The organism is Paenibacillus darwinianus (genome assembly GCF_000598065.1).
GTDB classification, from domain to species: domain Bacteria; phylum Bacillota; class Bacilli; order Paenibacillales; family Paenibacillaceae; genus Paenibacillus_I; species Paenibacillus_I darwinianus.
The window spans coordinates 34,813-49,514 of the sequence record NZ_KK082132.1; the positions used below are offsets into that span (position 1 = coordinate 34,813).

At 58.3% G+C, this 14,702-nt stretch carries 10 protein-coding genes; 8 read left to right on the plus strand and 2 right to left on the minus strand.

Annotation, left to right across the window (positions count from 1 at the left end; genetic code table 11):
* Window positions 1-140: sodium-dependent bicarbonate transport family permease (locus BG52_RS15135; protein WP_036666786.1), on the plus strand; the 140-nt coding region annotated here is incomplete at its 5' end.
* A gap of 180 nt (window positions 141-320) precedes the next feature.
* Here the strand turns inward: BG52_RS15135 and BG52_RS02385 are convergent.
* Window positions 321-1,940, minus strand: coding sequence for a nitrite/sulfite reductase (locus tag BG52_RS02385; RefSeq protein ID WP_036582016.1), 1,620 nt, complete (start codon window positions 1,938-1,940; stop codon window positions 321-323).
* Between the two features lie 314 nt (window positions 1,941-2,254).
* Here BG52_RS02385 and BG52_RS02390 point away from each other — a divergent pair, with 314 nt between their 5' ends.
* Window positions 2,255-2,479 carry a hypothetical protein gene (locus BG52_RS02390; protein ID WP_036582013.1) on the plus strand — a complete coding sequence of 75 codons (225 nt, stop codon included), beginning with the start codon at window positions 2,255-2,257 and terminating at the stop codon, window positions 2,477-2,479.
* Window positions 2,480-2,662: 183 nt separating this feature from the next.
* Here the strand turns inward: BG52_RS02390 and BG52_RS02395 are convergent, their stop codons facing one another.
* The gene (locus tag BG52_RS02395; RefSeq protein WP_036582070.1) at window positions 2,663-3,631 is read right to left on the minus strand and encodes a sugar phosphate isomerase/epimerase family protein; all 969 of its coding nucleotides are present in this window, start codon (window positions 3,629-3,631) and stop codon (window positions 2,663-2,665) included.
* Between the two features lie 203 nt (window positions 3,632-3,834).
* Here BG52_RS02395 and BG52_RS02400 point away from each other — a divergent pair, with 203 nt between their 5' ends.
* From BG52_RS02400 to ligA, 6 genes are all read left to right on the plus strand, one after another.
* The gene (locus BG52_RS02400; RefSeq protein ID WP_036582010.1) at window positions 3,835-6,372 is read left to right on the plus strand and encodes a U32 family peptidase; all 2,538 of its coding nucleotides are present in this window, start codon (window positions 3,835-3,837) and stop codon (window positions 6,370-6,372) included.
* 236 nt (window positions 6,373-6,608) lie between these two features.
* Window positions 6,609-8,306, plus strand: a complete 1,698-nt coding sequence (locus tag BG52_RS02405; protein WP_036666787.1) for an AfsR/SARP family transcriptional regulator — start codon at window positions 6,609-6,611, stop codon at window positions 8,304-8,306.
* A 208-nt stretch (window positions 8,307-8,514) separates the two neighbouring features.
* The gene (locus BG52_RS02410; protein ID WP_036582004.1) at window positions 8,515-8,886 is read left to right on the plus strand and encodes an STAS domain-containing protein; all 372 of its coding nucleotides are present in this window, start codon (window positions 8,515-8,517) and stop codon (window positions 8,884-8,886) included.
* A gap of 36 nt (window positions 8,887-8,922) precedes the next feature.
* Entirely contained in the window at window positions 8,923-9,639 is a 717-nt protein-coding gene (locus BG52_RS02415) for a heptaprenylglyceryl phosphate synthase (protein WP_036582002.1), read from the plus strand.
* A gap of 190 nt (window positions 9,640-9,829) precedes the next feature.
* Entirely contained in the window at window positions 9,830-12,220 is a 2,391-nt protein-coding gene (pcrA, locus tag BG52_RS02420; RefSeq protein ID WP_036666788.1) for a DNA helicase PcrA, read from the plus strand.
* 99 nt (window positions 12,221-12,319) lie between these two features.
* Complete coding sequence (ligA, locus tag BG52_RS02425; RefSeq protein ID WP_036579764.1) at window positions 12,320-14,335, plus strand: NAD-dependent DNA ligase LigA; 2,016 nt, start codon at window positions 12,320-12,322, stop codon at window positions 14,333-14,335.
* The last annotated feature ends 367 nt before the right edge of the window (window positions 14,336-14,702 follow it).

A 14,702-nucleotide genomic window follows, 5' to 3' on the forward strand; every position in this document is an offset into this window, starting at 1 on the left:
CCGCCCCTGCCGCCATGAGAAGCTCCGTTCCGGAGGCTAACCCGTCCATTTACCTCGGGCTGTCCCTCGGCGTGACGTTTCCTTTTAATCTGATTGCTGGCATACCGATCTATCATGCGCTGGCAGAATGGATAGTCTAAATAAACAAATTTACTTGAGAGTCCGACCTTTGGGAGACTGGCATCAGCCAGTAGCTCACCTAATACTCACGTCAGCGCACGCATCCGTATGGGAACGAAGGGAATCGATACCATAGAGAAAGGCTGCTCCACCGGCGGAAGCATTCGCCAGGGGAACAGCCTTTGGTATTTCATGCCGGATCAGGAAGCGACGGCGGTGAGAATTTCGGTCAACTTCTCCTGGAATGCCGGAACGCCTACCCGGTTCACGAAAGCGTGGAACGATTCGCCCGCTTGACGCCGCTCCTTGTAGAACAGGACAAGCTGCGCCACTACGCCGGCAACTTCGTCGCCTTTGACGCGGCCCTTCAGCGGTGTGTTGAATGTTGCGCCAGGTCCGAGAATGCCGCCGACGGCGATGTCGAATGCATCGACCATGCCGTCAGGCGTTTTGACGAGCGCGCCCTGCAGGCCGATATCCGCGATATGCTTCTGACCGCAGGCGTTCGGGCAGCCGATCATATGGATGCGGATCTTTTCGTCAATCTCGATGTTCTCGTCCAGATATTCGGCTACACGGCGTGCGCGTTCTTTCGTCTCGACAACGGCGAGGTTGCAGAACTCGTTGCCCGTGCAGGAAACGGTGCGGCTCATAAAAGGCTTCGGATTAGGTGTGAGGCGCTCGAATATCGGCATTTGCAGCAGCTCGTCGACCTTCTCGTTCGGGATGCCGGCAAGAATGATGTTTTGCGACATCGTGGTACGGACGTGGCCGTCGCCGTATTGATCAGCCAGATCGGCCAATTGCTCAAGCTCGTCGGAACTCGTGCGGCCTACCGGGACGTTCAAGCCGACGAAGCTTTTTCCTTCTCCGGATTGCGGATGCACGCCGTCGAAGTATGCGGCTTTCCAGCCGGCGGTTTTGCTTTCGCCCGCGGACGGCATGTCGCCGATGAGTTCGATCAGCTTTTCCTTGAATTTCTCCGGACCCCAGTCGGCCACGAGAAACTTCAGACGCGCCTGGTGGCGCTTCTCGCGGTAACCGTAGTCGCGGAAAATCGTCGTGACGCCGATCGCCACCTTCAATACCTCTTCCGGACGAACAAACATGTCCAGCTCCTTTGCCAGATGAGGCTTGGCGGACAGGCCGCCGCCTACCCACGCGTGGAAGCCGAGCACTTCTTGACCGTCGATCACTTTAACGGCGGGCGTAAACGAAAGGTCGTTGATTTCCGCATGCGCGTTGTTCCAGATGCTTGCGGAGATCGACATTTTGTATTTGCGCGGCAGGTTGGAGAAATCGCGGTTCATAAGGAAGAAGTCGTTCACTTCCTCAACGATTGGGCGGGTATCCATCAGCTCGTCCGGATCGATGCCGGCAAGCGGGTTGCCGACGATCGTACGCGGGCAGTCGCCGCATGCCTCGTAGCTGTAAAGTCCGACTTCCTCCAGCCGCTTGAAAATATCCGGGAGGTTCTCGACGCGCAGCCAGTGGTACTGAATCGCCTGACGCGTTGTAACGTCGATGAGGCCGCGGCCGTAATCGCGGCCAATGCTGGCAATCGCCCGCGCTTGCGCCGCGTTCATGATGCCGGAGTTGATCCGGATCCGCATCATGAAATGCCCGTCTCTGGGCTTTTGTTCGTAGACGCCGGCCCATTTGAACCGGTTCATATCGTTTTCGTCGATCGCATCGTACCCCTTGTGCGCGTACTCCTCGATGATCGTGCGGATGACGTCGAGTCCATCCTTCTCCATTTTAACGAATTCGAATTTATTCAATTTGGACGGGTCCTTCATCCAAACCGCTTCGTAAGCCATTTTGTTTGCCTCCTTGCCGGCAGCCTTTTATGACAGCAGGCCAATTCCGACGATTTTAGTATGAATATGTACGGAAATCGTATCACATTTTTGTCTGATCGACAATGTAAATGCACCTTTTGTATATAAGAGTTTGTTATATTACTTATACGGTTCGTTTATAGCGGTAAGGGCTTACAGGCAAACGGGCTTAATGGTGACAAAGTTGTTACGATTCGGATTTTGTACTTGCAAGCGCTAGCTTGAAGGGCTAACATAGGTTATTATAGGTTACGTGTGAATATTCGTGAGCTACTAAAGAAGGAGGTCCCCTCATGGTTTTGGCACAAGAAGCAGGCAAGGCGACGCAAGATGCAAGCAATTTTGCTCCGTTTGATATTTTCATGCTGCTGTTCACGGCCATTATTTTTATCGGCTTTGTGCGGCTGGTGCTGGCTCGTCCGAGAAAGAACTATTTCGCGATCGGGTTTGCCGCGGTTTCGCTGCTTGTATTTCTGGTCATTGATTACATCATGATCTTTGAGGTGTGGATGGGCTAACCGTTTGCCTACATATCTTCGCATAGCAAGATGTGCGGAAGGACCGTTCGGCGCGAAGAGCGTCCGGCGGCCTTTTGTCGTTGTTCGGGGGACATCTAGTATCGTATGAAGCCAAGCCATGTGTCGGCGCCGCTGCACAAAAAAAGCCGGACACCCGTGAAAGCTTGTCCGGCTTGGCTCGGTTTAAACCCACCACATCTCGCCCAAAGGCTCGCGGATGAGAACTTGCTGCAGGTTTTGCACCGCTTTGGTGAAGCCTTCGTCGACGGACATGAGGCCGTCCTCGTGCTCGATGCTGACGACGTAGTCGTAGCCGACCAAGCGAAGGGCGCTGATGATGTCCGCCCATACCTTCATGTCGTGGCCGTATCCGACGGTGCGGAACTGCCAGGCGCGGTCAAGCATGAGCGAATACGACTGCATGTCGGTCACGCCATGCTTGTTCACGTTGATCGGGTCGATCGATGTGTCCTTGGCATGGAAATGATGGATCGCCCCGGCGCGGCCCAATATATGTACGGCTTGCACAGGGTCGATGCCTTGCCACCACATGTGGGACGGATCCAGGTTGGCGCCGATCGCCTCGCCCGCCGCTTCGCGCAGACGGAGCAGCGTAGCCGGCGTGTGGACGGAGAAGCCGCCGTGGAGCTCGAGTCCGATCCGCACATTGCGCTCCGTCGCGTATTGGCCGATCTCGGTCCAGTAAGGAATAACCTTGTTCGTCCACTGCCAGTCCAGAATTTCCTGGAAATCGTTCGGCCACGGCGCAACCGGCCAGTTCGGGTACTTGGCATCCTCATGATCGCCCGGACAGCCAGAGAAGGTGTTGACGACCGGAACGCCCAGCTTCGACGCCAGGTCGATCGTCTCGCGGATAATCCGGTCGTGCTCCGACGAAATCGCTTTCTGCGGATGAAGCGGATTGGAGTGGCAGCTGAGCGCGCTGATCGTTAAGCCGCGCGTTTCGACCGCTTGCTTGAACGCCCGCTGCTTGCCCTCGTCCGCCAGCAGCTCCTCCCGCTTGCAATGCGCGTCGCCGGGGTAGCCGCCTGTGCCGATTTCGACGGCCTGCAGCCCTTTGGATGCAATATAGTCGAGTGTTTCCTCCAGCGGCTGCTGGCCGAACAATACTGAAAATACTCCGAGTTTCATAACTACGTAATCCTCCTCCATAAGGATGGCATCGCTTTCGAAACCCATTATAGCATGCGCCTAAAAGGGTGGAAACGTCCGCAGCCGAAATTGCCAAGATCGGATAGAAAGGAAACAATTCGACGGGTGCCGCGGTTTCTTTTTGGCCCGCCAAAATGGTACACTGATACAAACGGCAATACGCTTGGAGGAACATCATTTACATGAGCACTAAAGGACAGATACGCAGGGAAGACATTGAACTGCTGGCACCGGCCGGGGACTGGGATTGCATGCGCGCCGCCGCGGCGAATGGAGCCGACGCAGTGTTCTTCGGCGTGGAGAAATTCAACGCCCGGGCGCGCGCGAACAATTTTCGGATGGATGAGCTTCCGGAGATTATGGCTTTTCTGCACAGCTACGGGATGAAAGGTTTTCTGACGTTTAACATATTGGTTTTCGAAAGTGAATTGGATGAGGCGAAAAAGCTGATCGACGCCTGCGTCGACGCGGGCGTCGATGCCGTGATCGTGCAGGACCTCGGCCTGGTCAGGCTGATCCGGGAAATTTCGCCCGATTTTCCGATCCACGGCTCTACGCAAATGACGATTACTTCGTCCGAGGCGGTCGAATTCACGAAGCCGTTCGACATCGAGCGGGTCGTGCTCGGCCGGGAAAACAACCTGAAGCAGATCCGGACGATCGGCGAGCAGGCGAAGCTGCCGATGGAGGTGTTCGTGCACGGCGCACTTTGCGTCTCGTATTCCGGCCAGTGTCTGACGAGCGAGATGTGGGGCGGCCGGTCCGCGAATCGCGGGGAATGCGCGCAGGCGTGCAGGCTTCCCTACGATTTGATGGTCGACGGCGAGCAGAAGCCAATGGGCGATATCGCCTACCTGCTGTCGCCCAAGGACCTGGCGGCGGTGGAACTGGTGCCGGAGCTGATTGAAGCGGGCGTCACGTCGTTCAAGATCGAAGGCCGGCTCAAAACGCCGGAATACGTGGCGAACGTGGTGAGCAAATACCGGCGCGCGATCGACAAATATTTCGACGGCGATCTGTCGGCGCCCTCTGCGGAAGAAATTCGCGAGCTGCAGCAGAGCTTCTCGCGCGGCTTCACGCACGGCTTCCTGAGAGGGACGAACAACAAGCAGCTGGTCGAGGGCACGTTCCCGAAAAGCCGCGGCGTCTACATGGGCCGTGTGGAACGGGTGCTGCGCGACGCGGTCGTCTGCCGGATCGAGGCGCCGCTCAAGCGCGGGGACGGCATCGTCTTCGACGCGGGCGACCCGACGAAGAAGGAAGAGGGCGGCCGCGTGTATGACCTGCGTCGCCAGGGCATCAAGATTGAAGGCGAAGCGCAGGAGCATACGGTGCTGGAGATCGTGCCGGGGCGGAACGACGTCGATCTGCGCAAGGTGAAGCCGGGCGACCGGATCTGGAAAACTGGCGATCCGGCGCTGGACAAGCGGCTCCGTCAGACGTTCGAGACGGATAAGCCGTACCGTGTTTTTCCGGTTGCCGTCCATGTCGAGGGCAAGGAAGGAGGGCCGCTTCGCACCCGGTGGACCGATCTCAACAAGGGAACCACAGTCGAGGTGGCATCCGAGCTGCCTTTGGAACGAGCCGAGAAGCGCCCGATGGACCGCACGCTTCTGGAGGAGCAGCTTGGCCGGCTGGGCGGCACGCTTTTCCAGCTGGAGCAGCTGGAGCTGTCGCTTGAAGGCGAGTTGATCGTGCCGGTTCGCGAGCTGAACCGAATTCGCCGCGAAGCGGTGGAATTATTGGCGGGAGCACGGCCGAAGCCGCCGGTTTACGAGAAGCGGGCGGTCGAGGTTTACGCGGACGCCTTCCGGCCGGACCTGAAGGCGGCGGCACTCGCAGCTGCGGGCGTACGCAGCGAGCCGCGCCTCACGGCGCTGTGTCGCACGCTGCCCCAGGTTGAAGCCGCCGTCCGCACCGGCGTTGCTCTGATTTATGCCGATTTCGAATTTATCAAGCAGTATCCGGCCGCCGTCGAGACGGCCCGCAAGGCCGGCAAGCGGATCGCCCTTGCCACGCCGCGGATCCATATGCCGGGCGAGAACGGCTACCACAATCATATTCTCAAGCTTCAGCCCGACGCGGTGCTCATCCGGAATACCGGCGCGATGTATTTCTATATGCGCGCCCGCGCGGAAGGGGTGGTTGCGCCTTTCCCGGAGCTGATCGGCGATTTTGCGCTTAACATCGCCAACCACAAGACGGCGGACTTGTTTATCGAAGCGGGTTGTTCGCTCGTAACGCCTTCTTACGATTTGAACGCGCAGCAAATGATCGATTTGCTCGGCAAGGCCGACGCCTCCAGGACAGAGGTCGTCATCCACCAGCATCTGCCCATGTTCCATACGGAGCATTGCGTATATTGTACCTTCCTCAGCGAAGGGACGGATTACACCAATTGCGGCAGGCCTTGCGAGGATCACCGCGTTTCGCTGCAGGACCGCATCGGCATGTCGCACCCGGTCCGCGTCGACGAAGGCTGCCGGAATACGGTTTATAACGCGATCGAGCAGTCCGGCGCCGAGTATTTGCGGAACTTCCTCGAGCTCGGAACGGCTTCGTTCCGGGTGGAGTTTCTGGAGGAAACGCCCGAGAAGGTCGAAGAGGTGATTTCGCTCTATGCCGATGCGCTCTGCGGCAAGATCAGCGGCACGCAGGTCTGGCGGAGCCTGAAAGCGACGAACCAACTGGGCGTGACACGCGGACAGCTGGTCCAATAATTGCCTGGAAAGAGAAGAGCCGTCGAATAAAAATATTCGTTGGCTCTTCTTTAATTTTGCTTGTCGAATTGCTTGATCATTTGTAAGGAAAACGATTTCTTTGTAAGAAATATGTTTCATTTTTCCTAAATTAATAGTACGATTAGACTAATTACAGACTGAATGTGGTGATCGTTTCCATGCGCTTGTCGTATCAACATCATATACCGGAGAGTTTTAAGGATCTTGTACTGGACATGGAGCAGAACGTGCTGCACGGCAGGCTTCCCGACAAAGAAGCGCTGGACCGTCTGCCTGAGCACGCCGTTTTCGGCTCTCCGCTTCTGCTGCAGGCAGGCTCCGTCCGTTTGATCCTCGATGGGCGGCTGCAGGAAGCGCAGGAATGGCTGCGGGCGGCGATCAAAGGCTTTGCGCTGCAATCGGACGATTTGGAAATGCTGTCGATGATCGGCTTGCTGACCTTGCTGAATGTACGGATCGGCGATTTCCACGAAACGGAGACGCTTCTGCAATTTTTGGAGGAAGAGACGCTGCGGAACGGGGAAGGTTGCAGCGGCTTTGTCTGGTGGGCGCTTGCCCGCGGCAGATGCTGGTCCCGGACGGCCCCGATTCTGCAATCGCGCTCGACGGATGAGTATTTCGCGAAGGCGGCCGACCGTTTTCGGGAAGCGGGAGACGATACGTGGTTCGCATATTTGCTGCTGGATCGTTGGTTGTACGGAGAGGACGGCATGCGGGACGGGGAATGGGCAAGGAGGATCGGCGAGCTTCGCCGAAGGGCGGCGCTCCATACTGAAAGCAGGGCCGTGCTGAGCATCATCGGCGGTGCCGAGCCGACGAAGGAGGTGCTGGCGCGTCTGCCCTCGCGGTATGCTTACATGGTGAGCATGATATCCTGGCAAGGAGCGGAGACGGCAGGGCCGCCTTTAAGCGATCTGCGTTACGATGTGGAGGTGCAGCTGTTTGCCTCGCAGGTTCACGCCGCACGCAAGCTGGCTTCCGGCGATCGGACCGATGCCGCCCTGTCGCTGCGTCAGATGGAGCTGCTGTTGGAAGAGATGTCTACTCCGCGAACGGCTGCCTGGCTTGAACGGTTGAAGGAGCTGACCGGCGCTGCGGCCGCGTATGTTCCGCCAATTGCGCCTCTGTCCGTCCACGACGACGGACTGCTGGCTGCGCCCGAGCCGCGTCAGGGCAGGCTGCGCATTCAACTGATGTCCGGCATGCGCTTGTTCGGAACGGACGGAGCCGTCGTGTCGCCGAAGTGGAAGCGCCGCAAATCACGGGAGCTGCTCGTTTTTCTACTGCTGCAGCCCGATTATCGCGCGCTGCGCGATCAGGTGGTGGAGCAGCTGTTCGGAGAAGGCGAAGCGTCCAAGCTGGCGAACCATCTTTATGTCTCCCTGCACGAGCTGAGAAATGCGCTCGCCGATGTCGGCTTCGACGATGCGATCGAGGTGCGCGGAGGGGTGATCGGCTTCCGGGAATCGGTGATCGAGGTGGTCGATGTCGAGCAGTATATGACTCTTTCGCGTGTCGGCGATCAGTTGTGGGCGTATGATAAGGAGCCCGCGGCTATGCTCTATATGGATGCCGTTCGTCTGTACGGACTGCTGGGGGCGGATATGCCGCAGGTCGACTGGATCGAGCGCTGGCGCAGCCAGCTGCTCGAGCGTCAGACGCTCATGCTGCGCCGGCTGGGCGAATACTACGCCGGATTGACAGACGATAGCCACACCGAACAATGGCTGTCGGCCTGGATTGAGTTAAGGCCGGATCAGGAGGAAGCATATCAGGCGATGATCCGCTATTGGAAGCAGCGCGGGAGACATGCCGAAGCGGTCGGTTGGTACAAGCGTCTGGAGCGGATGTGCAGCGAAGAATTCGGTACGGAGCCGCTCGAAGAGACCAAGCGGCTGGTATGGGGAGTATGAGCGCCTTTTCAATGATAAGGGCGTTCCTGCCCTTTTATTAATCGCGGCGATCGGCATAGCGGCAGCCGGCAGGACCGGGAGGTTGGGGGAGAGCTGTTCGATACGGCCGTCAGCGGGCGAGGGATGGCCCGCACGGCTCGTCGTTCCTGCGCTGCTGTCCTTGAACTGTTTTTCATAAATCACCGATGAGCGATTGGAGGGACAGCGGTTGGAACAGAAGCTCCAATTGGAATCCCGCGTTTTTGAGTCCGGCATCGCCTTCACGTTGAAGGGCGATCTGGATAAAGCTGCGGAGCAAGTGTTGAAGAGCGCGTTCGATTGGGAGCAGGGGCCGGTCGAGCAACGGCGTTATCTGGTGCTGGATCTGCATCAAGTCGGCTACATCAACAGCGCCGGCATGGCGCTGCTGATCCGCATCGCGAGAGCCGGGCGCAAGTTGGGCTATCATACGTTCGCTTGCGGCGTGTCTACGCATTATCAGAAGTTGTTTCGGATGGTGGGTTTGACCGAATACTTGATGCTGTACCCGGATGAGTATGCGGTTTTGCAGCGCATCGAGGCGTTGGAAGGGGAAGCCTGACCCGCTGGCGCATCAAAAAGGAGGGAAGATAAGAGGATGAGCCCGGAGCATAACGAAGGGCCTTTTGGGTCATGGCGGCATGTGTTCAAGCTTGACCCCGACCGGACGATAACGGACGAGGTGCTTGAGGCGGTCTGCTTGTCCGGCACGGATGCGGTTCTAGTGGGGGGCACAACCGGTGTAACATACGACAACACGGTGGATTTGCTTTCCCGCATCCGCCGTTTCGAAGTGCCCTGCGCGCTTGAAGCGTCCTCAACCGAGGCAGCCGTGCCTGGCTTTGACTGGTATTTGATCCCGATGGTGCTGAACGCCGCGTCGGCGGAATGGGTGGCGGGCCGCCAGGCGGAGGCGATCGCCCAGTACGGCTCTTTCATGCCGTGGGATGCCACATGGGCGGAAGGGTATGTGATTCTTAATGACGGGGCCGAAGCCGCGAGATTGACCGGAGCCCGCACGGAGCTGACCGAAGCCGAAGCCGTCGCTTACGCGCGCCTGGCCGATCGTTTGATGCGGCTGCCCGTCGTGTATTGCGAATACAGCGGCCGGTTCGGCGATATGCGGCTGGTCAGGCGGATGCGCGAGGCGCTGACGCAAGCGCGGCTGTTCTATGGCGGCGGCGTCGCGGACGCCGGGCAGGCGCGGCTTGCCGCGGAGGCCGCCCATACCGTCGTCGTCGGCAACGCCGTATACGATCATCCGGCAGGCGCGCTCGCTACGGTGACCGCGGTCAAGCAAACGGCGTTATTGTGAGAGTATATCGGCGGCATAAACGCGATGTTCACCGTCTGAGCGCTGTTACAGCGCTCTTTTTTATGCGCGCCGCATTACGGGGCTCTGGAAACATTTTCGCGCGAGCGCGGGCAATCTTAAATTGACACGCAAGGGAGTGTGGACTAGACTTAAAACAGGCGAACATAAACGCGAACAAAGGGGCATTCTTATGTTTAATCGGATCGACATCGACCAAGCGGTGGAGAAGCTGAACCCCCGCCAACGGGAGGCTGTACAGGCGACCGACGGGCCGCTGCTTATCATGGCCGGAGCGGGGAGCGGCAAGACGCGCGTGCTCACCCACCGCATTGCTTATCTGATCGAGAAAAAGCGTGTCGCGCCGTGGAGCATCCTGGCGATCACGTTCACCAATAAAGCGGCCCGCGAGATGCAGAACCGGGTGGCGACCCTTGTCGGGCCCGGCGGACAGGACATATGGGTTTCCACCTTTCACTCCATGTGTGTCCGCATCCTTCGCAAGGACATCGGCCGCATTGGCTACAGTTCCAATTTCACCATTCTTGACTCGGCCGACCAGCTGTCGGTTATTCGGAATGTCATGAAGGATCAGAACGTCGACACCAAAAAGTTCGAGCCGAAGGCCGTACAGGCCCGAATCAGCTCCGCCAAGAATGAACTGCTCACACCCGACCGTTTCGAGCAGAAGGTCGGCGACTATTTCGACCAGATTGCAGCAAACGTGTACCGGGCATACCAGAAAAGGCTGAAAAGCAACAACTCGCTCGACTTCGACGATCTCATCATGACGACGACCCGGCTGTTCAAGGAAGTGCCGGAAGTGCTGGAATTTTACCAGAACAAGTTCCGTTACATCCACGTCGACGAATATCAGGATACGAACCGGGCGCAGTATATGCTGTGCCGCATGCTGGCGGACAAGCACCAGAACATTTGCGTCGTCGGCGACAGCGATCAATCGATCTACCGTTGGCGCGGCGCGGACATTACGAACATTCTTAATTTCGAAGGGGATTACCCCGAGTCCCGGACGATACTGCTCGAGCAGAACTACCGTTCCTCCTCCAACATTCTGAACGCGGCGAACGCGGTGATCAAGCAGAATGCCGGACGCAAGGCGAAGAAGCTCTGGACGGATAAGGGCGAAGGCGCGCCGATTGGGGTTTATCAGGCCGATTCGGAGCATGAAGAGGGATATTTCGTCACGGGCGAGATTCGGAAAAACAAGCAGGGCGGGCGCAAATTCGCCGACCATGCGATTTTGTACCGGACGAACGCGCAGTCGCGGGTGATCGAGGAAATTTTGATCAAATCCGATATTCCGTATCAGATCGTGGGCGGCGTCAAATTCTATGATCGGAAAGAGATCAAGGATCTGCTCGCTTATCTGCGGCTGATTTCCAATCCGGACGACGATGTGAGCCTCATTCGGATCATCAACGTGCCGAAGCGGGGCATCGGCGATACGACGCTGGCGAAGGTGTCGGCCGAGGCCGCGCGTCGCGGCGAGTCGATGTTCGCGGTGCTGGCCAATCTCGAAGGGGTGGATGTGGCGGGGAAGACGCGGGCGGCGCTGACCGATTTCCGCGAGCTGATCGACAATCTGACCCGGATGGTTGATTACTTGTCGGTTACCGAGCTTACGGAGAAAATGCTGGAGTTTATCGGCTATCGCGAGGAGCTCGAGCGCGAGAATACGCTCGAATCGAAGTCGCGGCTTGAGAATATTGACGAGTTCCTGTCGGTGACGATGGATTTCGAGCGGCGCAATGACGACAAGTCGCTGATCGCGTTTCTGACCGATCTGGCGCTGATCGCGGACATTGATTCCATGGATAAAAAGGATGACGCGCAAGATGTGAAGGATGCGGTCATTCTGATGACGATGCACAGCGCGAAGGGACTCGAATTCCCGGTCGTGTTCATTATCGGCATGGAGGAGGGCGTGTTTCCGCACAGCCGGGCTTTTGCCGACAACGATGAGCTGGAGGAGGAGCGGCGGCTCGCATACGTAGGTATTACCCGGGCGGAGGAGCAGCTTTTCCTCACATGCGCGCGGATGCGCACCTTGTTCGGACAGACGAAGGCGAACGCTCCGTCGCGCTTCCTGCAGGAGGTGCCCGATTCGTTGAAGACGATCGCGTCTCCGGGCGGCAGACTGGCCGGCAGCGGATTCGGCGCCGGCAGCCGCAGCTTTGGAACGGACAGCGGGGCCAGAGCAGGCTTGGGCTCGGGCGGCTTCGGCTTGCGTCCCGGTGCGGCGGCGGGCAGCCGTTCGGGTGGGGCTGGCGGTTCATCCGTGCCTCGGCCCGGTTTGGGCGGGAGCGCAGGATCGGCAGGCGGCGTACGCGTGACGACGGCGATGGACGCGGCAAGAGCCGGCGCCGGCGCAGCGGGCAGCGCGGCAGGCGGCGGTGAGTCGTTCGCAGCGGGCGACAAGGTGTCCCACGCCAAGTGGGGAACCGGTACGGTCGTTTCGGTCAGAGGGACCGGCAACGACATGGAGCTGCAAATCGCGTTTCCGGCGCCGGTCGGTGTCAAACGGCTGCTGGCGGCATTCGCGCCGATTACCAAGGCCTGATCTGGTGAAGCTGGCGGAAAGCAGAGTCATTTTGCGAGAAATGAACGGCGGCATACTGGATGAAAGCAAGCGGGATCACACGAAGGGATGATTGGGAACATGGCAACGGAGCGGCAGGCCTTAGAACGGATGGCGCAATTGACCGAGGAAATCAACCGGCATAATTACAATTACTATACGTTGGATAATCCGGTCGTCAGCGACAAGGAATACGATGCGCTTTATGATGAGCTGGTGCGGCTCGAAACCGAAAGCGGAGTCGTGCTGCCGGATTCTCCGACGCAGCGCGTGGGCGGCGAGGTGCTGAAGGGCTTCGAGCCGCATCGTCACCGCGCGCGCCTATGGAGCTTGGACAAGGCGCAGGACACGGACGATTTGCTGGCATGGAGAGCACGCGTGGACAAAGCTGTGGCCGACTACAACGCCAAAAATCCGGACACTCCACTGCCCCCGCCTTCCTATGTGGTTGAGTTGAAGTTCGACGGCCTCACACTGAATCTCACGTATGAGGACGGACGTCTTGTACAGGCCGCGACGCGGGGCAACGGGGTCATCGGGGAAGCGATTCTGCCGCAGGTAAAAACGATCCGTTCGGTGCCGCTGACCATTCCTTTCGACGGGATTATTGAAGTGCAGGGCGAAGGGATCATGAATTTGTCCGTCCTGGAGGCGTACAACCGTACCGCAGCCGAGCCGCTCAAAAATGCGCGCAATGCCGCGGCCGGCGCGCTGCGTAACCTCAATCCGCGGACGACAGCGGAACGCAAACTGAACGCTTTCTTCTACAATGTGGGCTATGCGGATGGCGTGAGCTTTGAGAACCACGCGGAAATGGTGACGTTCCTGAAGGAAAACCGGTTCAGAGTCAACCCGCATGTTCGATATTTTGAACGGATTGAGGATGTCGAGGCCGAGCTTAAGCTGATCGCCGACAGACGGCCGTCGCTCGATTACCTGATCGACGGCGCGGTGATCAAGCTGACGGATATGCGGACGCGTGAAGCTTTGGGCTACACGGATAAGTTTCCCCGTTGGGCCGTGGCCTACAAGTTCGAGGCGGAGGAAACGACGACCGTGCTGCAGTCGGTTGGCTGGGAGGTAGGCCGTACCGGCAAAATCACGCCCGTCGCGCGCGTCGAGGCGGTTGAACTGGCCGGCGTTACGGTGCAGAACTGTACGCTGAACAATATCGGGGATATCGAGCGGAAGAACCTGAAGCACGCGCTTGGCACCCGCGTTTACATCCGCCGCTCGAACGATGTGATTCCGGAGATTCTGGGCAAGGCTGACGATGAGCCGGGCGGCGAGATCGTATTCCCCGCCGAATGTCCTGCATGCGGGACCTTGCTGGAGCAGCGTGGCGCGCATCTGTTCTGCAACAACAAGCTTGACTGCAAGCCGCAAACCGTGGGCCGCATTACGCACTTTGCCTCGCGCGATGCGATGGACATCGATACGTTCAGCATCATGACGGCGGAGCAGCTGTACAACTCGTGTGAAGTACGGGATCCGGCCGATTTGTATGATCTAACCTACGAGTCGTTAATTGGCCTGGAACGGTTTGGGGAGAAAAAGGCCCGGAAGCTGCTTGAGGCGATCGATAAATCGAAGGGCCGCGAGTTGGCGTCCTTCCTGTTCGCACTTGGCATTCCGAACACAGGCAAAGCGACGACCCGGATGCTGGCCGACCATTACGGCAGCTTGGATGCGATTATGGGCGCATCGGCTGAAGAGCTGCAAGGCCTCCCGGATGTCGGGGGCATCGTGGCGGAGAGCATCGTGTCCTTCTTTGCGGACGCGGCCGTGCAGGAGAGCATCCGGCGGATGCGCGAGGCTGGCGTTAAGGCCGAGGGGGAGCAGCCGATCGAGGTGCGGACGGACAGTGTCTTCAGCGGCAAAACGGTCGTGCTGACCGGCACTCTCTCTGTGTTGTCGAGGGATGAAGCGGCGAAAAAGCTCGAGGCTCTGGGGGCCAAGGTTGCCGGCAGCGTCTCAAAGAAAACCGATTATGTCATTGCCGGCGAGAGCGCCGGCAGCAAGCTGACGAAGGCGCGTGACCTCGGCGTGACCGTCATTGAGGAGGAAGCTGAATTTATTCGTCTGCTCGGCGAATAATTCGATCCGCAATTGCCCAACCTGTACGCGGAACCATAGTTATTGGGGTTCTGCTCTTTTTTTGTATCCGGTACCAGAAGGTTCCGCTTGTTTTGCCTCTTTGCACTGTGGTACATTGGTTGATGTCACTGAGAGCGGCGATGCCAAACGCGGTGTTCAGCCGTTGGCAAAGAAAAGTTGTTGACAGCATGGCAGATAGCTGATAAAGTATTCAATTGTGGCAGCGGCTATGTCGCTGCGGCAAGTTCTTTGAAAACTGAACAAATGAATCACGTCGATTCAAAGCTATACAAGTAATGAGCGATATCGACTCACTTTAATGGAGAGTTTGATCCTGGCTCAGGACGAACGCTGGCGGCGTGCCTAA